Origin of the sequence: Xanthomonas euroxanthea, from assembly GCF_903989455.1 — a bacterium.
Classification (GTDB): Bacteria; Pseudomonadota; Gammaproteobacteria; order Xanthomonadales; family Xanthomonadaceae; genus Xanthomonas; species Xanthomonas euroxanthea.
The window spans coordinates 3,291,003-3,312,943 of record NZ_LR861803.1; the positions used below are offsets into that span (position 1 = coordinate 3,291,003).

Consider the following 21,941-nt stretch of genomic DNA (forward strand, 5'->3'; position numbering starts at 1 on the left):
CTCAGTGTCCTGCCGGTTGCGGTGCGGGCGAAGTGGGCTGTGCGCGGCGCTTGAACAAGCCGCTGATCAGCACGAAGAACAGCGGCACGAAGAAGATCGCCAGGATCGTGCCGGACAACATGCCGCCGATCACCGCGGTGCCCAAGGCGTGCTGAGCGCCTGCACCGGCACCACTGCCGAGCACCAGCGGCACCACGCCCAGGATGAAGGCCAGCGATGTCATCAGGATCGGCCGCAGGCGCATGCGCGCCGCTTCCAGTGCCGCTGCGACCAGGCTCTTGCCGCTTTCGTGCAGTTCCTTGGCAAATTCCACGATCAGGATCGCGTTTTTCGATGCCAGGCCAATCGTGGTGAGCAGGCCTACCTGGAAGTACACATCGTTCATTTTCCAGGTCAGCATTGCGCCCAGCAGCGTGCCGAATACGCCCAGCGGCACCACCAGGATCACCGAGAACGGAATCGCCCAGCTTTCGTACAACGCGGCCAGACACAGGAACACGATCAGGATCGACAGCCCGTACAACAGCCCGGTCTGGCCGGTCGAGGATTTTTCCTGCCGCGACAACCCGGTCCACTCGTAGCCGATGCCCGGCGGCAACTTGGCCGCCGCCGCTTCCACGATCTGCATCGCCTCGCCGCTGGAGGCCGCACCGGGCATCGCGATGCCCAGGATCTCCACCGACGGCACGCTGTTGTAACGCTCCAACCGCGGCGAGCCCGATTGCCAGCTGGCAGTGGCGAAGGCGTTGAACGGCACCATCGTGCCGGCGCTGTTGCGCACGAACCAGCGGTCGATGTCCTGCGGATTCATGCGGTACGCCGCATCGGCCTGCAGCATCACCTTCTTGACGCGGCCCTTGTCGATGAAGTCGTTGACGTAGGTACTGCCCCAGGCGCTGGAGAAGGTGTTGTTGATATCGGCGATCGACACGCCCATGGCCTGCGCCTTGTGCGAATCGATCTCCAGCTTGAACTCGGGCGTGTCTTCCTGCCCGTTCGGGCGCACCGCCACCAGCCGCTTGTCCTGCGACAGCTCGGCCAGCAGTTGATCGCGTGCCTGCATCAAGGCGGCGTGGCCGAGGTTGGCGCGGTCCTGCAGCATCAGGTCGAAGCCGGTCGCATTGCCCAGCTCGGAGACTGCCGGCGGTGCGAACGCAAACACCTTGGCATCGCGAATGGTGCTGAAGAACGCACCGGCCTTGCCCGCCACGTCGGTGACGCTCTGGCCCTTGCCGGTGCGCTCGTCCCACGGCCGCAACTTGACGAAGGCAAAGCCCACGTTCTGGCCGGTACCGGCAAAGCTGAAACCGGAGACCGCAAAGATGCCGGCGACCGAGTCCTTCTGATCGACCAGGAAGTGATGCTCCACCTGCTTGAGCACCTCGCCGGTGCGCGCATCGGTGGCACCGGGCGGCAACTGCACCAGCACGAACAGCGTGCCCTGGTCCTCGTCCGGCAGGAAGCCCACCGGCAGCTTCATGAAGCCGAACACCACCAGCGCCAGCAACACCGCATAGGCCAGCATGTAGCGCCAGCCCTTGCCCAGCATGTGCCGCACCACGCCCTGGTAGCCGGTGTTGCCGCGATCGAACAGGCGGTTGAACCAGCCGAAGAAGCCGGTGGTCGCCAGACCATGGCCCTTCTCCACCGGCTTGAGCAAGGTGGCGCACAGGGCCGGGGTCAGGATCATCGCCACCAGTACCGACAAGGTCATGGCAGAAACAATCGTGATCGAGAACTGCCGGTAGATCACACCGGTGGAACCGCCGAAGAACGCCATCGGCACGAACACCGCAGCCAGCACCAGGGCCACGCCGACCAGCGCGCCGGAGATCTGGTCCATCGACTTGCGCGTGGCGTCCCTGGGCGACAACTGCTCCTCGCCCATCACGCGTTCGACGTTTTCCACCACCACGATGGCATCGTCCACCAGCAGGCCGATCGCCAGCACCATCGCGAACATGGTCAGCGTGTTGATGGTGAAACCGAACGCCGCCAGCACGCCGAAGGTGCCGAGCAACACCACCGGCACCGCGATGGTCGGTATCAGCGTCGCGCGAAAATTCTGCAGGAACAGGTACATCACCAGAAACACCAGCACCACCGCTTCGATCAGCGTATGCACCACCTGCTCGATGGAGATGCGCACGAACGGCGTGGTGTCGTACGGCTTTTGCACCTTCATGCCGGGCGGGAAGAATTTCTCCTGCTCCTCCAGGCTCTTGTCGATCGCGCGCACCGTATCCAGCGCATTGGCGCCGGTGGCCAGCTTGATCGCCAGACCGGCGGCCGGCTTGCCGTTGTAGCGGCCCACCGTGTTGTAGCTCTCGCTGCCCAGTTCGATGCGTGCCACATCGCGCAGGCGCACCTGCGAGCCATCGGACTGCGTGCGCAGCAGGATGTTCTCGAACTCCCCGGCGGTCTTCAGCCGGGTCTGCGCGGTGATGGTTGCATTGAGCTGCTGGTTGGGCACCGCCGGCAACGCGCCCAGCTGGCCGGCCGACACCTGCGCGTTCTGCGCCTGGATCGCGGTGCGTACATCCACCGGGGTCAGGCTGAAGTTGTTCAACTTGTTCGGGTCCATCCATACCCGCATCGCGTACTGGGAGCCGAACAAGGTGGTGTCGCCCACGCCTTCGACGCGGCTGATGGTTTCCTGCACGTTGGCAGCCACGTAATCGGACAGGTCCGAATCGCTCATGCTGCCGTCTTCGGAAGTGAAGGCCAGCACGTTGAGGAAGTTGGTGGCCGACTTGGTCACCGTCACGCCCTGCTGCTGCACTTCCTGCGGCAACAACGGCGTGGCCAGCGACAACTTGTTCTGCACCTGCACCTGCGCGGTGTCCGGATCGGTGCCGTTGTCGAAGGTCAGCGTGATGGTCACCGCACCGCTGGATTCGCTGGTGGAGGCCATGTAGCTGAGGTGGTCCAGCCCCTTCATCTTCTGCTCGATGACCTGGGTGACGGTGTCTTCCAGGGTCTGCGCCGAGGCGCCCGGATAGTTGGCGGTGATGGCGACGGCGGGCGGCGCGATGCTGGGGTATTGCGCAATCGGCAAGGTGGCGATGGACAGGATGCCGGCCAGCATCACGATGATGGCCAACACCCAGGCGAAGATCGGACGATCGATGAAGAAGCGTGCCATGACGTGTGATCCCGCCTCAGTTGGCCGCACGCGGTGCGGTCGGGGCGGAAGGCGTGCCGGCAGCATTGCCAGCACCGGCGGCAGGCTTGCCCTTGGGCTGCCACGGCACGGTCTTGACCTCGATGCCGTCGCGGGCGCGCGAGACGCCTTCGACCACCAGTTGCTCGCCGGCCTTCAGGCCGCTGCGCACCAGCCACTGGTCGCCGACTTCGCGGTCGGTGTCCAGTACGCGCAGTTGCAGCTTGTGATCGGCACCGACCACGAACGCGGTCGGCTTGCCGGCGCCATTGCGCGAGACCGCCTGCTGCGGCACCAGCACGCCCTGCTCCTTGATGCCCTCCTGCAGCACCGCGCGCACATACATGCCCGGCAACAACTCCGCATTCGGGTTCGGGAACACCGCGCGCAGGGTGATCGAGCCGGTGTTCTGGTCGACGGTGACATCGGAAAACGCCAGGTGGCCCTGCAGCGGATAGGTGCTGCCGTCTTCCAGCAGCAGCGACACCTTGGCCGCATCGTCGCCGGCCTTCTCCAGCTCGCCGCGCGCCATCGCCTGCTTCAGGCGTAGCAAGGCCGCGCTGGGCTGGGTGACGTCGATGTAGATCGGGTCCAGTTGCTGGATGGTGGTCAACGCGGTGGCCTGGTTGGCGGTCACCAAGGCGCCCGGGGTGACGCTGGAGCGGCCGATGCGGCCGGAGATCGGCGCGTCCAGGCGCGCGAAGGCCAGGTTGATGCGCGCGGTTTCCACGCTGGCCTTGCCGGCCGCCACGTCGGCCTCGGCCTGGCCCAGTGCAGCGGCGGTGTCGTCGCCGTCCTGCTGGCTGATCGCCTTGATCTGCACCAGTTCGGTGTAGCGCTCGGCCTTGAGCCTGGCGGTGCGCAGGTTGGCCTGCGCCTTGGCCAGGGTGGCCTGGGCGCTGGCATAGCTGGCGCGGTAGGTCGCCGGATCGATCTGGTACAGCGTCTGCCCGGCCTTGACGTCGCCGCCCTCGGTGAACTGGCGCGACTGCACGATGCCGCCCACCTGCGGGCGAACTTCGGCGATCAGGTAGGGAACCGTGCGCCCGGGGAGCTCGGTGGTCAGGGTCACCGGCTGCGGCCTGACGGTCAGCACGCCCATTTCGGGCATGCCCTCCTCCGGCGGCGGTCCGCCCGGCGGGCTGCCGCAGGCACTGAGCAGGAGGGTGGCTGCAACGGCAGCAGCAAGCAGGAGCAGGCGAAACGAAGCATGAGGACGCACGGGAGGTCTCCGACGGAACGCAGGATGGTTAAATATAAACGGTACGGTTCGGTATCCTAATAAGCGCATCCGTGGCCGTCAAGCATTCCTGCCCAGTCGGTATACTTAACTACCCAAGGGAGTCAGTTGATGCGGGTCAGAACCGAAGGAAAACGCGACGCCATCGTGCAGGCGGCCAGCGAGGTGTTCCTCGAACTGGGCTTCGAAGGCGCCTCGATGTCGCAGATCGCCGCCCGCGTCGGCGGCTCCAAGCGCACGCTCTACGGCTATTTCCCGTCCAAGGATGAGCTGTTTGTGGCGTTTGCCAAGGACATGTCCGACCGCTACATCGACCCGCTGCTGGACGCGCTTTCGCAGAGCAACGGCCCGGTCGCCGAGACCCTGCAGCGCTTCGGCGAGGACATCCTCAGCTTCCTGTGCGCGCCCAGCTCGATCACCATCTGGCAGACCATCATCGGCGTGTCGGGGCGGTCGGACGTGGGCGCGTTGTTCTTCAATTCCGGCCCGGAAGAAGGTGTGCAGCGCATGGCCGACTATCTGCAGACGCAGATGGATCGCGGCGTGATCCGCTGCGCCGACGTCCTGATCGCGGCCAGGCAGTTCGGTGGGCTACTGGAGGCGGAAACCCTGATGCCCTGCCTGTTCGGCGCACTCAGGAACCCCTCGCCCGCGTATCTGCGCGAGGCGACGCAGCGCGCGGTCGCCCTGTTTCTGGCGGGCTATGGCGGCAAGACCGACGCCGCGGCGTGATGCGCGGTGGTGTCTGATACCTTGGGTTAAGCGATGCGTCGCTAGCGACCTCACTGATGCGCGTGCATGGCACTCGCACGTTGGGTTTTGTCAGCCGCTCTAAGTGAACCGCCCTGCGTTTTGGCTGGCGATCCTTACTCGGCCACCGCGCACTTGGCGCACAGGCCGTGCACTTCCAGCGTCTGTGCCTGCGGCTGGAAACCCAGCGCCTTGGCGCGCGCTTCCAGTTGCGCCACCACCTCGCGGTCTTCCAGCTCCACCGCGCTGTGGCAGCGGTCGCAGATCAGGAACGGCACCGAGTGCTGGGCGCTGTTGGGGTGGTGGCAGGCGACGAAGGCATTGACCGATTCGAGCTTGTGCACGAAGCCGTTGGCCATCAGGAAGTCCAGCGCGCGGTACACCGTGGGCGGGGCGTCGGCGCCGACGCCCTTGCCTTCGCGCACCCAGTCCAACAGTTCGTAGGCCTTGACCGGCTTGCCGGCGTCGGCAATCAACCGCAGCACATTGGCGCGGATCGGCGTCAGCCGCAGGCCGCGCTCGCTGCAGGCACGCTCCACCGCGCGTACGAAGCCGTTGGCATCGTCGACATGGTGATGCGGGGCTGTGCAGGCATGTTCCTGATCGTGCGTTTGGGTGTGCGTATACTTGGTCATACAGGCTCCGGCGGTCAGCCCGCCCCTATCTTGATGAGTGCGGCATCGATGCGTTTCAAGGCGCCCTCGCGTCCGGCCAGGTACACGGTCTGCGAAATGTCCGGGCTGACCTGGGTGCCGGTGATGGCCACGCGCAGCGGCTGGGCCACCTTGCCCATGCCCAGCTCCAGCGCGGCGGCCGCGTCGTGCAGCGCGGCCGAGACGGTCTCCACGCTCCATTCGCTCTGTGCCGCCAGCAGCTCGCGCGCCTTGCCCAGCGGCACTTCCGCGCCCAGCTTGAGGTGCTTCATCACCGCCGCCTCGTCGTAGACCTCCAGCGGCTGGTACCAGACCACGGCTTTTTCGGCCATGTCCTTCAAGGTCTGCACGCGCTCGCGCAGTGCCACCACCACGTCGGCGGCGGCCGGGCCGGCGGCCACATCGATGCCGAGCCTGGCGAGCTGGTATTCCAGCTGCGGGGCGATGCTGGCCGGGTCGTCGGTCTTGAGGTAATGCTGGTTGACCCAGCCCAGCTTGGCCATGTCCAGCCGCGCGGCCTTGGAATTGACGTCCTTGACGTCGAACAGGTCGAGCAGTTCCTGGCGGCTGAACAACTCCTGGTCGCCGTGCGACCAGCCCAGACGTGCCAGGTAGTTGATCAGCGCATGCGGCAGATAGCCGGCGTCCTTGTACTGCATCACGTCGGCCGCGCCGGTGCGCTTGGACAGCTTGGCGCCCTGCTCGTCCAGGATCATCGGCATGTGCGCGAACTTGGGAACAGGCGCCCCCAGCGCCTCATAGATGTTGATCTGGCGCGGGGTGTTGTTGATGTGGTCATCGCCGCGGATCACCTCGGTGATGCCCATGTCCCAGTCGTCCACCACCACCGCGAAGTTGTAGGTGGGGAAGCCGTCCGGGCGGAAGATCACCATGTCGTCGAGCTCGCTGTTGGCGATCTCGATGACGCCCTTGATCAGGTCGTCGAACACCACCGTGCCGCCGACCGGGTTCTTGAAGCGGATGACCCGGTTGGGGTCGTCGCGGTACGGCAGGTTCTGCTCGCGGGCGGCGCCGTTGTAGCGCGGCTTTTCCTGCCGGGCCATGGCGGCCTCGCGCATGGCGTCGAGTTCTTCGCGGGTTTCGTAGGCGTAATAGGCCTTGCCCTGCGCCAGCAGTTGCTCGGCCACCTCCTGGTAGCGGGCCACGCGCTGGGTCTGGTAGATCGGGCCTTCGTCATAGTCCAGGCCCAGCCACTCCATCGCCTCCAGGATGGCGTCGATCGCGGCCTGGGTGCTGCGCTCACGGTCGGTGTCCTCGATGCGCAGCACGAACTGCCCGCCGCGACGGCGCGCCTCCAGCCAGCAATACAGCGCGGTGCGGGCGCCGCCGATGTGCAGGTAACCGGTGGGGCTGGGGGCAAAGCGGGTGCGGCAGGTCATGGAGCGCTCGGCGAAACGGGGATCGGCCGATTTTACCTTGACCAGCACGGACCTGCCCGCGCGCGGCTCAGCGGTTGCGCAACAGGTCGCCGTAGACCACGTCATCGCCGCCGCTGCGCGCCGGGCCGGGCGCGTCGTACAGCACCAGCCAGCTGGGCGTGTCGCCGGCCAGGTGCCCGGGAAGATTGCAGATCGCCTCGGCGCGGTCGCTGTCGGTGCCGTGCGGCAACACCGCCGATTCCAGCAACTCGTGCTGAAAGCGCACCGGTGCCTGGTTGGCGGCCAGCACGGTACGTGCGTCCGGCCATTTGAACAGGCGGATTTCGCCATTCAACACCATGGTCGGGCCGGCCAGCAGGTACAGGTCGTCGCCGGAATAGTGCAGGTCGCGGATGCCCAGCCCGCCCAATTGCAGGAAGTGCTTGCGCAGCAGTGTGCCGTCCTCGTCCAGCGGCGCCAGCCGCAGGTGGTCGCCATGCGCCTGCACCCGGATCTCCAGCAGCGCCGACCAGCCGCGCAGCACCGGCCCGCGCAGGCCCAGCAGCAGGCGCTCGCCGTCCACCACGATGCCTTCGATGTCGAAGCCGTTGTCCTTGCCGGGAATCTTCATGAACGGGCCAAAATGCGGATCGTCGGCCAGCAGCTCGGTGAGTTGGTTGTGTTTGGCATCGCCCTTGAGCCGCAGCGCGCGACGGCCATCGGCGGCTTGGCGCACCAGGCGCGGGGTGCCGTCGGCATCGCGCTCGATCGGCAGGCAGGCCAGCAGGCGGCGGTTGGCGTCGAGCTTGAGCTTGGTCAGGCGTTTGGCGTTGTCGGCATCGTCGCGATTGCGCTTGGCGTTCTTGCGCTTGAGCCCATGCGAGCCGACCACCCACAGGTAGCCGTCCGACAGCGCCATGCCTTCCAGATCCGCCTCCTCGGCCGCCTCGCCCGGCAGGTCCAGCAGCTCGGCCAGCGCAAAGCTCTGCCCCTGGCCGAAGCGCAGCGTCTCGCGCTGCACGGGCTCGAGCCTGCGCAGGCGATCCACCGCGCAGGCCTCGTCGCCGGCCACCCACAGCCAGTCGTCGGTAAACGCCGCGCCGGACAGATTGCTGTGCACCAGCGCGCCGGGCGCGAACTCGAGACGGACGCTGTGTGAAATCAGGGTTTTCTTGGCCATGGGAACCTGGTGGGCGGTGCGGGTGACGAATCAGGGAACAGCGCAGAACGCTCGAAGCGTACGCGAGCCGGTCACGGGCAACGGCGGCGCTCGCGCGGCGATGCATGCCGCAGTGGCTGGATGGCCGCGCGTGTCAGTCGAAGGAGGCCAGCGTGGCACGCGCGAGGTGAGCGCCCGATTGACCGACCCAATCGCGGTCGTTGGCGACCTGGGCCTGCGCGCGGCTGGCCTCGAAGGCGGCGAAATCCAGCTCCGCATACGCCCACACGGTACTGCCCTGGGTCTGCGCCAGCACGCCGTCGGCCGGGAAGCCGACATCCATCGGGGCAAACACCGCCGCTTCGCCGGTATTGACGTCCAGCGCCGGGCTCCACGGCGCTTGCCCGGCCGTGACCGATTGCGCGACGAACACACGGTTTTCCAGCGCGCGCGCCAGGCAGCCGACGCGCACCCGCATCGCGCCGGCGGCGGTGTCGGTGCAGCTGGGCACGATCAGCAGCCGCGCGCCGGCCTCGTACTGCGCGCGCACCGGCAGCGGGAACTCGCTGTCGTAGCAGATCGCGATCGCTGCACGCACGCCATCCAGCTCGAACACCTTCACCGCATCGCCAGGCTCGATCAGCCCGGTAGCCTTTTCGAAGCCGGTCAGCTGCAGCTTGTCCTGCCAGCCGTGCCGGCCGTCGGGCGTGAACCAGTCGCTGCGGTTGCGGTAACGGCCCTGGCCCAGATCCAGCAGGAAGCTGCCGGCAACCAGATGCAGCTGATGCCGGCGCGCCAGGCCGGCAAACAGCTCCAGCCACGGCGCACGCAGCGCCTGGATCGCCGCCAGCGACTCGGGCAAGCCGGCAGAAATCTGCGTGCCGAAGGTCGCGCCCAACTCCAGCGACAGGTATTCCGGCAGCACCAGCAGGCGCGCGCCGGCGGCGGCCGCCTCGCCCACCAGCGCGGACTGGCGTGCGGCAAAGGCGGCGAAGTCGGCGGGTTTGCCGATCGGGTATTTGGCGACGGCAATTTTCATCTGGCGGCCTGGTTGCGATGGATCGATGACGTAGGAAGCGAATCGGTCACGGCGGCAATGCCCGCGTCCACACCCGCAGACTGTGGTCGATCTCGCCGTGTTGCAACTCCGCCCACGCCAGCTGCACGCGCATGTCCGCTTGCGGTGCATAGCCGCGCTTGCGCCAGAACACATCGTTGGGTCGGTAGTCGGCAGGCTTGCGCGGATCGTCTTGCGCGCGTTCCACCGAGCAGAACGCGGTGAGCGCGAAGCGCCCCAGTGCACGCGCATGCGCCTCGCGCCGGTCGAAGAAAGCGTGGCCGATCCCCTGGCCGCGATACGCCGGCAGCAGCACCGATTCGCCGAAATAGAACACGCTGGCCGGATCGATGCCGGCCGCGCGGAACGGCGCATGGAAGGCGTCGCTGTCGTCGAGCAGCGGCAGCCCGGTGGAGGCGCCGATCACCGCATCGCCATCGCGTGCCAGCACGAACACGCTGTCCGGCGAGGCCGCATACGCGGCCAGGTAGCCGCGTTCGTAATCGGCATCGCCGTCATACAGGTACGGCCAGGCGCGGAACACCGCGATGCGCAGTTGCGCCACCGCAGCCAGATGCGGCAGCACCTGCGTGCCGCGCACCGTTTCGACGATCAGGGAGGAGCCGCTCATGCCGGCCATGGTAAGCCAGCCTGGCGCCGCGGCGCTGCCGTGGGTCAGCGCAGCCAGCGGCCGTTGACCGCGGCCGGGGCCACCGGCTGCTGCCACAACAACCACACCGCCGCCTCCTCGCTGGCCAGCAGCACGCCGCGCAGTGCATCGGTGCTGCGCGCCCAGTAGCTGCCGTTGCTCAACCGCTGCCATGGCCCGTAGCAACGCTGAAGCGCGCTGTCTGCCGGCACGTCCTGCCGCTGTGCCGCCTGCAGGAATCGGCTGCCATCCAGGCGCAGTGCCTGCGCGGTGCCTGGATGCAGGCGCAGGCCGATCACCCCGCGGCGTCCGTCGCGGTGCAAGGGCAAGGCCGACAACGGCGAAGCTTCCCAGGCCTGCGGCAGCGCTGCGGGAAGCAGCGCCACCGTGTCAATCCCGGCGGGCAGCAAGCGCTGCGCCCGCCGGTACAGCCGTGCGTGAGCGAACATGCCGGCCTCAGCGCAGGCTGTTGCCAAGCTCGTACCAATCGAGCTTGCGGGTCACCCACATGATGCTGGCCAGGATGCCGAACAGCAGCAGCGATCCCATCAGCAGCGCGTTGTCTTCGGAGATCAACAGGCTGTAGAGCACCCCGTACAACGCAGTGAGCAGCACCGAGAACCCGGCTGCGCGCGCCCAGCTGCGCAACACCCCGGACAGGTAGAAGAACTGCAGGCCAATACACGCCGCGGCCGACACCAGGTACGCCTGCCAGAACGCGATGTGCTCGGAAAGGCTCAGCAGCAACAGGAAGAAGATCGCCAGCGCCAGCCCCACCAGCAGATACTGCAGGGGATGGATCGGCAGACGCTTGATCAGCTCGAACAACACGAACGCCACGAAGGTCAGCACCACGAACAGGATGCCGTACTTGCTGGCCCGGTCGGCCTGGGTGTACACGTCCACCGGGTCGACCAGCTGCACTTGCAGCGTATCCAGCGATGACTGGCTGGACTGCAGCTGGGTCTGCGCACCGGTGGCCAGCGAGGACAACGACCAGCTCGCATCGAAACCACGCGCACCGATGGTCGGCGCATTGGGCAGGAAGCGCCCGCCGAACAGCGGATGCGGCCAGGCCGAGCGCAGCGCGATGTCGTTGTTGTCGGCAATCGGCGCGATCGCCAGGCTGCGGGTGCCGTCCAGCACGAAGGACATCTCCACCAGATTGCCCTCGCCCAGTGTGCCGGCCAGCGCATCGCCCAGCGGCTGCAGATCGGCGTGGATACCGGCCGAGCGCGCCGCCAGGCCGCCTGCCCCGCTCTCCAGCGGCAGTGTGCGCCCGTCCACGCGCAGGCTCGGCGTGCCGACCAGGCCACGCACATCGGAAATACCCACCGCCAGATGCGGCTGGCCATAGCGACGACCGTCCACGGCCGGATACGCGAACGGCTCGAACTCGGCCTTGAGCCTTGCCTTCCACGCATACACCTGCACACGGAACAGGCCGATCCTGCGCTCGGACGGGGTCAACTCGCCGCTCAGGCTGAGCGTGCGCGGGGTCTGCAGCAACTGGCCGTCGCGCTTGCGCCAGACCTTGCGCGGATTGCCCTGCTCGTCGGGCTCGGTGACCTGCACATCCTCGGTAAACGGCAGCACCCGCACCGGCGCGATGAACTGCTGCTCGCCGGCCTTGCTCTGCGCCACCCGCTCCACCGCTTCGTCGCGGTAACGCGCACGGTCCTGCACGGTGCCGCGGATCAACAGCAACGGAATCAGCAGCAACAGGATCAATCCGCCAATGGTGGCGAAGCGCAACAACAGTTTCAGGGATTTCATCGACCATCCTCATTCGGGGAGGTGGCCAGGGTGCGATGCGCCGGTGTCGGGGGTTTGAGGCGAATTTGAAGCGAATGTGAAGTGGGCGATCGGCAGGATCGGCGACCGGCACTGTGACCCAGTTAGGAAATGCAGTGTTCGCCCTGCAAAACTGCAACCAAGGCCCAGGACGTGCTTCCGTTGCATCGCCAAGGTTTCGCATCACCGGCGCGCGCCTGGCCGCCAGGCGCAACGATGCGCGTGCAGTTGCGCATCACGGGGCCATCGCTTTTTTCGAGTCTGTATTGATCACGGCGTTCCAGTGCCGTCGTTTCGCCGCGTCCTCCTTCAACTTGCGCGCCGCATCGGCGGTGTCGCACGCGTATGCCCGCCTGCCGGCCGTGGTTCCAGAAGTGCGCACCATTGCATTCCTCTTTCGCCTGGAGTTTGCCTTCCATGAACAAGCAACGTTCACTCAGCCTCTGCCTGCTCGCTGCCCTGAGCCTGTCCTCCGCCGCCGCACAGGCGGCAATGCACGGGATGGGTCTGAAACCCTCGTCATTGATGCAGCCGGTCACGCCCTTGTTCGGCATTGCCAGCGCCGCCAGACCCCTGCCCGCCACGGTGGACCTGACTGCCTGGGCCATCGCGCCAGGCGACCAGGGCCAGGTGGGATCATGTGCGTCATGGGCAACCGCCCACACCCTGACCGGTTGGTACGCCAACGCCAGCAAGCAGGCGCAAACCCGCTTCGCCCCGATGTATCTCTACAGCCAGGTCAACAACGGCGTCGACGAGGGTTCCACGCTGGAAGCGCCGCTGGACGTTGCGCTGGCCCAGGGCATCGATACCGAGCAGCACTACTCGTGGGGCAACTACAACTGGAAGAATCCGCCCACCGCAGCCGACCGCGCCAACGCTGCCAAGAACCCCACGCCGTACCGCAAGTACACCGTGCTGTACTCGGGCGACGGCAATGGCGGGCGGGCCCTGATTGAACAGATCAAACTCGCGCTGGCCTCGTCCACGCCGGTGGTCATCGGCTTCTATGTCCGCCAGGGGTTTGAAGACCTCACGCCGAAGAACCAGGTCGACTACGACATCAAGACGCCGATCCTGGGCGGGCACGCGGTGGTCGCGCTGGGGTACGACAGCGACGGGCTGATCGTCGAAAACAGCTGGGGCACCGAATGGGGCAACAAGGGCTTTGGCAAGCTGTCCTGGTCGGTGGTCGCCAAGGACGTCATGGTGGCCGACGTGGTGCACTAGCACACAGCGGCTGCGCACCGTGATGCGCGGCCGACACGGAGGCGGCATGTGCGCTGGCGCATGCCGCTTCAGTGCACCGCGATGCGGGCGCCATCGGCTCCGGCCTGTGCACACCTGGCATGCAATGCGGTCCAGAACTGCCAACAAACCTACTGCGCAGCCGCCAGGCGGGCGCGGACGGCGCGCGGAATCTTCGCGCACCACTGGTCCACTCCGGTTGCTCCGCGCCGTCCGCACCCACCTGACGACTGCTCGCTACGGTTTGTCAGCCGCGCTTAGCCGATGGGCAGGCGCAGGGTCGCGATCGCACCGCCACCGTCCCGATTGTCCAATATCGCCTCGCCGCCGTGCAGGCGCGCGACTTCGCGCACGAACGGCAGGCCGAGGCCGGAGCTGCGTTGTCCGGTCTGCGGGCGGGCCAGCGAATAGAACCGCTCGAACACCCGTTCCAGTGCGTAGTCCGGCACGCCGCTGCCACGGTCCTGCACCACCAGCTGCACCTGCCCCTTCAGCACCTGTGCACGCAACTGGATGGTGCTGCCTTGCGGTGAGAACGCGATGGCGTTTTCCAGCAGGTTGATCAGCGCCTGGCGCAGCAGGAACCCATCGCCCAGCACATACTGCCCGCGCGCCGTGTCGGAGCCGGCATCGCTGTCCAGCCGCACGCCGGCCGCTGCCGCGCGCGGCAACACGGCGTCCATTGCCGCCTGCAGCAGGCCGGCCACCGCGACGCGCTCGCGCGTCTGCAACCAGCCGTGCTGCTCCACCTCGGCCAGCGCCAGCAGCTTGTCGATGGTTTCGGTCAGGCGCAGCTCCTGGGCGCGGATGCTGGCGACGAAGTGCTGGCGATCGGCTTCCGGCAATGGCTCGCTCAACAGTTCGGACGCACCGCGGATTGCCGCCAGCGGGCTCTTCATCTCGTGCGTCAGCGACTGCACGTACTGCTCCACGTAGGCCTTGCCTTCGAGCTTGCGCCGCATGCGTTCCAGCGCCTGGCCCAGGTCGCCGATTTCATCGCCGCGCGGTTTTGGCGGTGCCACCGGAAGGCCCGCGCTCACCGCCTGCGCGTAGCGATTGAGCCGGCCGATCCCGCGCATCAGCCACCAGGTCATCCCGATGCCGATCAGCGCGGAAATGCCGATCAGCCAGGCCCCGCGCTGCAGGATGTTGCGTTGGCTGGCCTCGATGAACGGATCGATGCTGCGATTGGGCTGCGCCAGCGTCAGCACGCCGATCAACGTGCCCGGGTCATTCGGCGCATAGATCGGTGCGGCCACATGCATCACCGTGGCGGTCGGGTCGCCATCGACCTCGGGGCTGGAACGCGCGCCGTACTCGCCGCGCAAGGTGCGATAGACATCGTTCCAGCGCGAGTTGTCGCGGCCCACGTCACGGCCCAGCGAATCGAATACCACCACCCCGCGCGCGTCGGTCACGGTGACGCGGTAGGCCACATCGTTCTTGCGGAACCGCCACACCCAGGCCTTGGGGTCGCGCCGCTGCGCCTGCGCCACGTTGCGCGCAAAGCTGCCGCTGGCGATGCTGCCGGCAGCCAGCTCGCCGCTGGCCATTTCCGCCAGTACGTTTGCCGCGTCCACCAGCGTGGATTCCATCGCCTGGCGCACGCCCGGCTTGACCTCGTTGACGAACACCCGCATCACGAAGAACGCGGCCAGCCCGACGATCAGGAAGAAGCCCAGGAACAACTTGAGACCGAGCCGCATCTCAGGCCCCGGCCCGGAGAACAACGCCACGCCTGCGCTCGCCCATGACTACAGCTCCAGCGCGTAGCCGAGGCCACGATGGGTGCGGATCGGGTCGGCCGGCACGCCGGCCTGGCGCAGCTTGCCGCGCAGCGTCTTGATATGAGTGTCCACGGTGCGGTCTGCGCTGTCGGCGCTGGCGTCCCAGCCGCGGTCCATCAGCTGCGCGCGGCTCAGGATCGCACCGGGGCGCTGCAACAGCGCCGACAGCAGCGCGTACTCGTAGCGGGTCAGCGGCAGCAGCGCATCGCCGTAGCGGATGCGGCTGCCCTCCCGATCGATCGCAAACGCGCCATGCGGCTGCCAGCCCGGCTCCACCACGGCGGCCTGGTTGCGACGACGCAGCCGTGCGCGCACCCGCGCCACCAGCTCGCGCGGGGAGAACGGCTTGGCCATGTAGTCGTCGGCGCCCAGTTCCAGGCCGAGCACGCGGTCGATCTCGTCATTGCGCGCGGTCAGGAAGATCACCGGCACATCGCTGAAACCGCGCAGCGTGCGGCACACCTCGAAGCCGTTGATGTCCGGCAGGCCCACGTCCAGCACCACCACATCGGCCGGGTCGGCACGCAGCCGCGCCAACGCGTCGCGGCCCAGCAGGCAATGCTCGGGCGCATAGCCTTCGCTGCGCAGCGCGTACAGCACGGTATCGGCAATGGCGGCTTCGTCTTCGACGACGAGCACGCGGGCGGGGGACTCGGACATGGCGCGCAGCATAGCCGCATGCTGGCGCGGCCCGTACACTGCCGCGATGAACTATCGCCACGCCTTCCATGCCGGCAACCATGCCGACGTGCTCAAGCACATCGCCTTGCTGGCGCTGATCGACACCCTCAAGCGCAAGGACACCCCGTTCTTCGTGCTCGATACCCACGCCGGACGCGGGCGCTACCAGCTCGGCGGCGAAGAGAGCCGCAAGACCAACGAGGCCGATGCCGGGGTGATGCGGCTGATGGCCGAGTCGACCCTGCCCGAGGTGGTGGAACGCTATCTGCGCGCGGTTCAGGCCGACAACCAGACCATCGCCCGCCCGGCCACGCCCGGCCAGAAGCCGGCGCGCGCCACCGCCGGCATCCAGATCAACCACTATCCCGGTTCGCCGCTGCTGGCGGCGCAGGCACTGCGCGAGCAGGACCGCATGGCGTTCTGCGAATTGCAGCCGGAAGAGGCCGAGGCGCTCAAGCGCCTGTTCGCCAAGGACAGCCGCGTACGCGTGCATGCCGGCGATGGCTACGAGGCGATTCGTGCCTTCGTGCCGCCACGCGCGGGCGAGACCAGGATCGGCCGCGGGCTGGTGCTGATCGACCCGCCGTACGAATCGCAGGATGCCGAGTACCCGCAGGTCATCCACAGCGTGCGCGAGACCCTGGCGCGCTGGCCGCAGGCGATCTGCATGGTGTGGTACCCGATCAAGCTCCGCCGCAGCCTGCAGCCCTTCATGCGCAAGGCTGCCACGCTGCCGGCCAAGTCGGTGCTGGTGGCCGAGCTGCAGGTGCGCCCGGACGACTCGCCGCTGCGCCTGACCGGCAGCGGGCTGTTGATCGTCAATGCGCCGTGGCAGTTCGACCAGATGCTGGCGCCCGCGCTGCCGGTGCTGAAGCAGCATCTCGGCGAGGCCGGTGCTTCGACCCGGCTGGAGTGGCTGCGCCAGGACGCCTGAGTCACCGATCCCGGACGCCTGCTAGCGCTGGCAAACGCGGCTGCATACTCACGACTGGATCACGGTATCGCTCGGTACAGTGATGAGGGAAGCACTGCCACCCCCTGACGGCCCCCAGCGGCGCACCGGATTCATTCACGGTTGTGCGCTGGGCGGGTGCCAGAATCTTCCGATCTTTAAGGAACACCGGTCATGGCCATTCGCAATCGCATGCCTCCCTGGCATGAAAACTTCAGTCTGCCCAATGGCCGCACGCTTCTGCTCCGCCCGATCCGTCCAGAAGACGGTCCGCCGCTGCAGGGCGCTTTCAGCCTGTTGGGACCGGAGGAAATCCGCGCGCGCTTCGTGCGCTCCTCTGCCGAAATCACCCCGGAGATGGTGCAGCGCCTGACCCATCCCAATCCCAAGAGCGAAATCGTGCTGGTGGCCGCCGAGCAGCTGCCGCCGGGTGAAGCCCTGGTGGGCGCGGTGGCGCGTGCGGCGCTGGTGCCGGGCACCCGCCAGGCCGAGTACACCATCCTGGTCAGCAGCTTCGTCGCCGGCCAGGGCCTGGGACGGCAGCTGATGCGCAAGCTGGTCAAGTGGGCACGGCGCAAATACCTGGATTGCCTGTTCGGCGACGTGCTGCAAAGCAATGTGCCGATGCTGCAGCTGGCCGAATCGCTGGGCTTCAAGCCGCAGCCGCATCCGGATTCGCCGGAGCTGGTGCGGATGGTGCTGGAGCTGGATGCCTGAGGGGCTGGGATTCGGGATTCGGGATTCGTGAAGCGGCTTGGGCGGTTGGTCTGCGACTTGGCTGCAGGGCCCTTGCCCGCCCACCATCGCGGGACACGCCGCAAGTACGTCCATGTAGGCTCTTACGCGGCATCCATGCCGCCTAAGGTCCCGCGACGGTGAGCGGGCAAGGACCAGTCGAGACGACCGGTGTGTTTGGTAAGAGCAGGCACCGGGGTCTGCTGTTCCGACAAGGAAGCGTCCCATAACGTTGACCGATCAACGGATACGCCCTTTAAGCAACCAACCAGCCAACTGTCTGGTACGGTGCCCTCGCCGGTTGCGGGACCGTGTGGCGGCATGGATGCCGCCACCGAGCCCCCAGGGATGGGTTCACGGCGTGTCCCGCAAGCGGTGAGGACGCCGCGCCCTCGACTCGCCCGGCTTTGATTGTTGATCTGTCGCTTGGCAGCAGGGCCCTTGCCCGCCCACCATCGCAGGACACGCCGCAAGTACGTCCTTGTAGGCTCTTACGCGGCATCCATGCCGCGTAAGGTCCCGCGACGGTGAGCGGGCAAGGACCAGTCGAGATGGTCGGTGTGCACGGTTAAGAGCAGGAGCGGTGTCCTGCTGTTGGGGCGAGGACGCGTCAGTACGTCTCCCAACGGAAGCCGAGCAGCGGGCAAGCTTTCAACGAGTCAACCAGCCAACTGTATGGTGCGGTGCCCTCACCGATTGCGGGACCGTGTGGCGGCATGGATGCCGCCACCGAGCCTCCACGGACGGATTCACGGCGTGTCCCGCGAGCGGTGAGGACGCCGCGCCCTCGACTCGCCCGGCTTTGATTGTTGATCTGTCACTTGGCTGCAGGGCCCTTGCCCGCCCACCATCGCAGGACACGCCGCAAGTACGCCCATGTAGGCTCTTACGCGGCGTCCATGCCGCGTAAGGTCCCGCGACGGTGAGCGGGCAAGGACCTGTCGGGATGGTCGGTATGTAGATGGCGAGAGCGCCGCACATCCGACCAACGCGTCGCAGGTGGCCCGACGCCGGCTTTCACGCCGGATGGACCGGGCCTGGTGGGTGCTCTGATAAAATTGCCGGCTGATGCCGTCGCCAACCACCTTCCCCTCTCCGCCGCTGCCCAAGTCCGGCCAGCTCCGCGCCTATTGGCGCGCTCCGTCTTCGCCGACTGCGCTGGCCTGGTCGATCGCAAGGGCTGCCGAGGCGCATGCCGGCCCGCTGCTGGTGATCGCACGCGACAACCAGAGCGCGCATCAGATCGAGGCGGATCTGCACGCCTTGCTCGGCGAGCACGCCACGTTGCCGGTGGTGCCGTTTCCCGATTGGGAGACCCTGCCCTACGACCAGTTCAGCCCGCACCCGGAAATCATCAGCCAGCGCCTGGCGGCGCTGCATCGGCTGCCCGCGCTGACCCGTGGGGTGGTGATCGTGCCGGTGCAGACGCTGATGCAGCAGCTGGCACCGCTGAGCTATATCGTCGGCGGCAGTTTCGATCTGAAGGTCGGCCAGCGGCTGGATCTGGATGCGGAAAAACGCCGGCTGGAAAGCGCCGGTTACCGTAACGTGCCGCAGGTGATGGACCCGGGCGATTTCGCGGTGCGCGGCGGCCTGCTCGACGTGTTTCCGATGGGCGAAGCCACGCCGTTGCGGATCGAGTTGCTGGACGAGGATATCGACTCCATCCGTGCCTTCGACCCGGAATCGCAGCGCTCGCTGGACAAGGTCGAGGCCGTCAAGCTGCTGCCCGGCCGCGAAGTGCCGATGGACGATGCCAGCGTGGAGCGCGTGCTGGCCTGCCTGCGCGAGCGTTTCGACGTGGACACCCGGCGCAGCGCGCTGTACCAGGACCTGAAATCGGGTCTGGCGCCGTCGGGCGTCGAGTACTACCTGCCGATGTTCTTCAGCAAGACCGCCACCTTGTTCGATTATCTGGACAAGCGCGTGTTGCCGCTGGTCGCCACCGGTGTCTCCAATGCGGCCGATACGTTCTGGGCGCAGGCACAGGACCGCTACGAACAGCGCCGCCACGACGTGGAACGCCCGCTGCTGACGCCGGACGAGCTGTATCAATCGCCGGACGCCTTGCGCGAGCGGCTCAACAAGCTGGCGCGCATCGAAGTCTGGGCCAGCGATCATCCGCGCATCGACGAGGCCGCCGCCCTGGGCGACCAGCCGTTGCCGCCGCTGCCGGTGGCGGCAAAGGACGCGCCGGCCGGCCAGGCGCTGTCCTCGTTCCTGGGCCATTACCCCGGCCGCGTGCTGGTGGCCGCCGATACCGCCGGCCGTCGTGAGGCCTTGATGGAAGTGCTGGCCGCCGCGCAGCTGAAGCCGGAGGTCGTTGCCGACCTGCCCGCCTTCCTGGCTGCCACCAAGCTGCGCTTCGGTATCACCGTGGCGCCGCTGGAAGACGGCTTTGCGCTGGACACCCCGCAGATTGCGGTCCTGACCGAGCGCCAGCTGTTTCCCGAGCGCGCCAACCAACCGCGGCGCAGCCGCCGGGTAGGGCGCGAGCCGGAAGCGATCATCCGCGACCTGGGCGAGCTGTCCGAAGGCGCGCCGATCGTGCACGAAGACCACGGTGTGGGCCGCTACCGCGGGCTGATCGTGCTCGATGCCGGTGGCATGCCCGGCGAGTTCCTGGAGATCGAATACGCCAAGGGCGACCGCCTGTACGTGCCGGTGGCGCAGCTGCATCTGATCAGCCGCTATTCCGGCGCCTCGGCCGAGACCGCGCCGCTGCATTCGCTGGGCGGCGAGCAGTGGACCAAGGCCAAGCGCAAGGCGGCCGAAAAGGTCCGCGACGTGGCGGCCGAATTGCTGGAGATCCAGGCGCGCCGGCGTGCCCGCGCCGGGCTGGCCTTGCAGGTGGACCGGGCGATGTACGAGCCGTTCGCGGCCGGCTTTCCGTTCGAGGAAACCGGCGACCAGCTGGCCGCCATCGATGCGACCCTGCGCGACCTGGGTAGCAGCCAGCCGATGGACCGCGTGGTCTGCGGCGATGTCGGCTTCGGCAAGACCGAGGTCGCGGTGCGCGCCGCCTTTGCCGCCGCCAGCGCCGGCAAGCAGGTTGCCGTGCTGGTGCCGACAACGCTGCTGGCCGAGCAGCATTACCGCAATTTCCGCGACCGCTTCGCCGACTACCCGATGAAGGTGGAAGTGCTGTCGCGCTTCAAGAGCACCAAGGAAATCAAGGCCGAGCTGGAGAAGGTGGCCAGCGGCGAGATCGACGTGATCATCGGCACGCACCGGCTGCTGCAGCCGGACGTCAAGTTCAAGGACCTGGGCCTGGTCGTGGTCGACGAAGAGCAACGCTTCGGCGTGCGGCAGAAGGAAGCACTCAAGGCGATGCGCGCCAACGTGCATCTGCTCACGCTCACCGCAACCCCCATCCCGCGCACGCTCAACATGGCCATGGCCGGGCTGCGCGACCTGTCGATCATCGCCACCCCGCCGCCGAACCGGCTGGCGGTGCAGACCTTCATCACTGCCTGGGACAACGCGCTGCTGCGCGAGGCCTTCCAGCGCGAGCTCAGTCGCGGCGGGCAGCTGTACTTCCTGCACAACGATGTGGAAAGCATCGTGCGCATGCAGCGCGAGCTGTCCGAACTGGTGCCGGAAGCGCGCATCGGCATCGCCCACGGGCAGATGCCCGAGCGCGAGCTGGAGCGGGTGATGCTGGATTTCCAGAAGCAGCGCTTCAACGTGTTGCTGTCGACCACGATCATCGAGTCGGGCATCGACATTCCCAACGCCAACACCATCATCATCAACCGCGCCGACCGCTTCGGCCTGGCCCAGCTGCACCAGCTGCGCGGCCGCGTCGGCCGCTCGCATCACCGCGCCTACGCGTATCTGGTGGTGCCGGATCGGCGCTCGATGACCTCCGATGCGGCCAAACGCCTGGAAGCGATCGCCTCCATGGACGAGCTCGGCGCCGGCTTCACCCTGGCCACGCACGATCTGGAAATCCGCGGCGCCGGCGAGCTGCTGGGCGAAGACCAGAGCGGACAGATGGCCGAGGTCGGTTTCAGCCTGTACACCGAGCTGCTGGAACGCGCGGTACGCAGCATCCGCCAGGGCAAGCTGCCGGATCTGGATGCCGGCGAGGAAGTCCGCGGTGCCGAGGTCGAGCTGCATGTGGCCTCGCTGATTCCCGAGGATTACCTGCCGGACGTGCATACGCGGCTGACGCTGTACAAGCGCATCTCCAGCGCACGCGATGCCGATGCATTGCGCGAATTGCAGGTGGAGATGATCGACCGCTTCGGCCTGCTGCCGGACCCGGTCAAGCACCTGTTCGCCATTGCCGAACTCAAGCTGCAGGCCAATGCGCTGGGCGTGCGCAAGCTGGACCTGGGCGAGAACGGCGGCCGGCTGGTCTTCGAGGCAAAACCGGCGATCGACCCGGTGGCGGTGATCCAGATGATCCAGAAGCAGCCGAAGATCTACACGATGGACGGCCCGGACAAGCTGCGCATCAAGCTGCCGCTGCCGGAAGGCGCGGACCGCTTCAACGCCGCGCGCGGCCTGCTGACGATGCTGGCGCCAAGATGAGACCGCGCTGCGGTCGGCTGCGCCTGCCTTGGGCGCCGCGCCCGGCCTGATGACGCCAGCACGCGCCGACCGCGTTGCAGGCACTGCGCACAGTGCCGCCGATCCAATGCGGCAGTTCCGCTAAAGCCATGCCCCTTGCGCTGCCGGTGCAGGAG

At 67.2% G+C, this 21,941-nt stretch carries 17 protein-coding genes and 1 other RNA gene; 6 read left to right on the forward strand and 12 right to left on the reverse strand.

The features are described from left to right. Window position 1: 1 nt before the first annotated feature. Together H7A86_RS13810 and H7A86_RS13815 are read right to left on the reverse strand one after the other, a co-directional pair. Entirely contained in the window at window positions 2–3,145 is a 3,144-nt protein-coding gene (locus H7A86_RS13810) for an efflux RND transporter permease subunit (protein WP_119131237.1), read from the reverse strand. A 16-nt stretch (window positions 3,146–3,161) separates the two neighbouring features. After that, a complete protein-coding gene (locus H7A86_RS13815; protein WP_119131236.1) occupies window positions 3,162–4,385 on the reverse strand; it encodes an efflux RND transporter periplasmic adaptor subunit in 1,224 nt (407 codons plus the stop codon). A 129-nt stretch (window positions 4,386–4,514) separates the two neighbouring features. Here H7A86_RS13815 and H7A86_RS13820 point away from each other — a divergent pair, with 129 nt between their 5' ends. After that, window positions 4,515–5,135, forward strand: coding sequence for a TetR/AcrR family transcriptional regulator (locus tag H7A86_RS13820; protein ID WP_119131511.1), 621 nt, complete (start codon window positions 4,515–4,517; stop codon window positions 5,133–5,135). Between the two features lie 134 nt (window positions 5,136–5,269). Here H7A86_RS13820 and H7A86_RS13825 read toward each other — a convergent pair whose 3' ends face one another. The 8 genes from H7A86_RS13825 to H7A86_RS13860 form a co-directional block, all read right to left on the reverse strand. Next, a complete protein-coding gene (locus tag H7A86_RS13825; RefSeq protein ID WP_119131235.1) occupies window positions 5,270–5,788 on the reverse strand; it encodes a transcriptional repressor in 519 nt (172 codons plus the stop codon). Window positions 5,789–5,802: 14 nt separating this feature from the next. Beyond that, the gene (gltX, locus tag H7A86_RS13830) at window positions 5,803–7,206 is read right to left on the reverse strand and encodes a glutamate--tRNA ligase (RefSeq protein WP_119131234.1); all 1,404 of its coding nucleotides are present in this window, start codon (window positions 7,204–7,206) and stop codon (window positions 5,803–5,805) included. A 67-nt stretch (window positions 7,207–7,273) separates the two neighbouring features. Beyond that, window positions 7,274–8,365 carry a DUF3616 domain-containing protein gene (locus H7A86_RS13835; RefSeq protein ID WP_119131233.1) on the reverse strand — a complete coding sequence of 364 codons (1,092 nt, stop codon included), beginning with the start codon at window positions 8,363–8,365 and terminating at the stop codon, window positions 7,274–7,276. 133 nt (window positions 8,366–8,498) lie between these two features. Then, the gene (locus H7A86_RS13840) at window positions 8,499–9,383 is read right to left on the reverse strand and encodes a carbon-nitrogen hydrolase family protein (protein WP_104581859.1); all 885 of its coding nucleotides are present in this window, start codon (window positions 9,381–9,383) and stop codon (window positions 8,499–8,501) included. A 46-nt stretch (window positions 9,384–9,429) separates the two neighbouring features. Beyond that, complete coding sequence (locus H7A86_RS13845; RefSeq protein ID WP_180497027.1) at window positions 9,430–10,080, reverse strand: GNAT family N-acetyltransferase; 651 nt, start codon at window positions 10,078–10,080, stop codon at window positions 9,430–9,432. Continuing rightward, window positions 10,077–10,499: a hypothetical protein gene (locus H7A86_RS13850; RefSeq protein ID WP_119127894.1), complete on the reverse strand. Its 423-nt coding sequence runs from the start codon at window positions 10,497–10,499 to the stop codon at window positions 10,077–10,079. Before H7A86_RS13850 ends, H7A86_RS13845 begins: the two co-directional genes overlap by 4 nt. Before the next feature lie 7 nt (window positions 10,500–10,506). Continuing rightward, window positions 10,507–11,826 carry a cell envelope integrity protein CreD gene (gene creD, locus H7A86_RS13855; RefSeq protein WP_119127892.1) on the reverse strand — a complete coding sequence of 440 codons (1,320 nt, stop codon included), beginning with the start codon at window positions 11,824–11,826 and terminating at the stop codon, window positions 10,507–10,509. A gap of 122 nt (window positions 11,827–11,948) precedes the next feature. Continuing rightward, entirely contained in the window at window positions 11,949–12,263 is a 315-nt protein-coding gene (locus H7A86_RS13860) for a hypothetical protein (RefSeq protein WP_147421068.1), read from the reverse strand. On the opposite strand from H7A86_RS13860, the gene H7A86_RS13865 reads away from it, so the two are divergent. Next, window positions 12,262–13,074 (forward strand): C1 family peptidase, encoded by an 813-nt coding sequence (locus tag H7A86_RS13865; RefSeq protein ID WP_104648092.1) that lies wholly within the window; start codon window positions 12,262–12,264, stop codon window positions 13,072–13,074. The two genes, H7A86_RS13860 and H7A86_RS13865, sit on opposite strands and share 2 nt — an antisense overlap. Window positions 13,075–13,269: 195 nt before the next feature. After that, a non-coding RNA gene (locus tag H7A86_RS13870) (sX9 sRNA) lies at window positions 13,270–13,345 on the forward strand. Window positions 13,346–13,349: 4 nt separating this feature from the next. On the opposite strand, the gene creC is transcribed toward H7A86_RS13870, so the two are convergent. Together creC and creB are read right to left on the reverse strand one after the other, a co-directional pair. Further along, window positions 13,350–14,798 (reverse strand): two-component system sensor histidine kinase CreC, encoded by a 1,449-nt coding sequence (gene creC, locus H7A86_RS13875; RefSeq protein WP_119131232.1) that lies wholly within the window; start codon window positions 14,796–14,798, stop codon window positions 13,350–13,352. Between the two features lie 48 nt (window positions 14,799–14,846). After that, complete coding sequence (creB, locus tag H7A86_RS13880) at window positions 14,847–15,551, reverse strand: two-component system response regulator CreB (protein ID WP_180707893.1); 705 nt, start codon at window positions 15,549–15,551, stop codon at window positions 14,847–14,849. Window positions 15,552–15,585: 34 nt separating this feature from the next. Here creB and H7A86_RS13885 point away from each other — a divergent pair, with 34 nt between their 5' ends. The 3 genes from H7A86_RS13885 (at window position 15,586) to mfd (ending at window position 21,786) form a co-directional block, all read left to right on the forward strand. Then, window positions 15,586–16,494 (forward strand): 23S rRNA (adenine(2030)-N(6))-methyltransferase RlmJ, encoded by a 909-nt coding sequence (locus H7A86_RS13885; RefSeq protein WP_104582197.1) that lies wholly within the window; start codon window positions 15,586–15,588, stop codon window positions 16,492–16,494. Between the two features lie 192 nt (window positions 16,495–16,686). Beyond that, the gene (locus H7A86_RS13890) at window positions 16,687–17,229 is read left to right on the forward strand and encodes a GNAT family N-acetyltransferase (RefSeq protein WP_024939889.1); all 543 of its coding nucleotides are present in this window, start codon (window positions 16,687–16,689) and stop codon (window positions 17,227–17,229) included. A 1,086-nt stretch (window positions 17,230–18,315) separates the two neighbouring features. Next, entirely contained in the window at window positions 18,316–21,786 is a 3,471-nt protein-coding gene (gene mfd, locus H7A86_RS13895) for a transcription-repair coupling factor (protein WP_104583127.1), read from the forward strand. Window positions 21,787–21,941 lie beyond the last annotated feature (155 nt).

Excerpts from the sequence above, each read along its gene's own strand:
- H7A86_RS13810 (WP_119131237.1), bottom strand. The coding sequence starts at position 3,145 with ATGGCACGCTTCTTCATCGATCGTCCGATCTTCGCCTGGGTGTTGGCC.
- H7A86_RS13820 (WP_119131511.1), top strand. The coding sequence starts at position 4,515 with ATGCGGGTCAGAACCGAAGGAAAACGCGACGCCATCGTGCAGGCGGCC.
- H7A86_RS13825 (WP_119131235.1), bottom strand. The coding sequence starts at position 5,788 with ATGACCAAGTATACGCACACCCAAACGCACGATCAGGAACATGCCTGC.
- gltX (WP_119131234.1), bottom strand. The coding sequence starts at position 7,206 with ATGACCTGCCGCACCCGCTTTGCCCCCAGCCCCACCGGTTACCTGCAC.
- H7A86_RS13835 (WP_119131233.1), bottom strand. The coding sequence starts at position 8,365 with ATGGCCAAGAAAACCCTGATTTCACACAGCGTCCGTCTCGAGTTCGCG.
- H7A86_RS13840 (WP_104581859.1), bottom strand. The coding sequence starts at position 9,383 with ATGAAAATTGCCGTCGCCAAATACCCGATCGGCAAACCCGCCGACTTC.
- H7A86_RS13850 (WP_119127894.1), bottom strand. The coding sequence starts at position 10,499 with ATGTTCGCTCACGCACGGCTGTACCGGCGGGCGCAGCGCTTGCTGCCC.
- creD (WP_119127892.1), bottom strand. The coding sequence starts at position 11,826 with ATGAAATCCCTGAAACTGTTGTTGCGCTTCGCCACCATTGGCGGATTG.
- H7A86_RS13865 (WP_104648092.1), top strand. The coding sequence starts at position 12,262 with ATGAACAAGCAACGTTCACTCAGCCTCTGCCTGCTCGCTGCCCTGAGC.
- H7A86_RS13860 (WP_147421068.1), bottom strand. The coding sequence starts at position 12,263 with ATGGAAGGCAAACTCCAGGCGAAAGAGGAATGCAATGGTGCGCACTTC.
- creC (WP_119131232.1), bottom strand. The coding sequence starts at position 14,798 with ATGCGGCTCGGTCTCAAGTTGTTCCTGGGCTTCTTCCTGATCGTCGGG.
- creB (WP_180707893.1), bottom strand. The coding sequence starts at position 15,551 with ATGCTGCGCGCCATGTCCGAGTCCCCCGCCCGCGTGCTCGTCGTCGAA.
- H7A86_RS13885 (WP_104582197.1), top strand. The coding sequence starts at position 15,586 with ATGAACTATCGCCACGCCTTCCATGCCGGCAACCATGCCGACGTGCTC.
- H7A86_RS13890 (WP_024939889.1), top strand. The coding sequence starts at position 16,687 with ATGGCCATTCGCAATCGCATGCCTCCCTGGCATGAAAACTTCAGTCTG.
- mfd (WP_104583127.1), top strand. The coding sequence starts at position 18,316 with ATGCCGTCGCCAACCACCTTCCCCTCTCCGCCGCTGCCCAAGTCCGGC.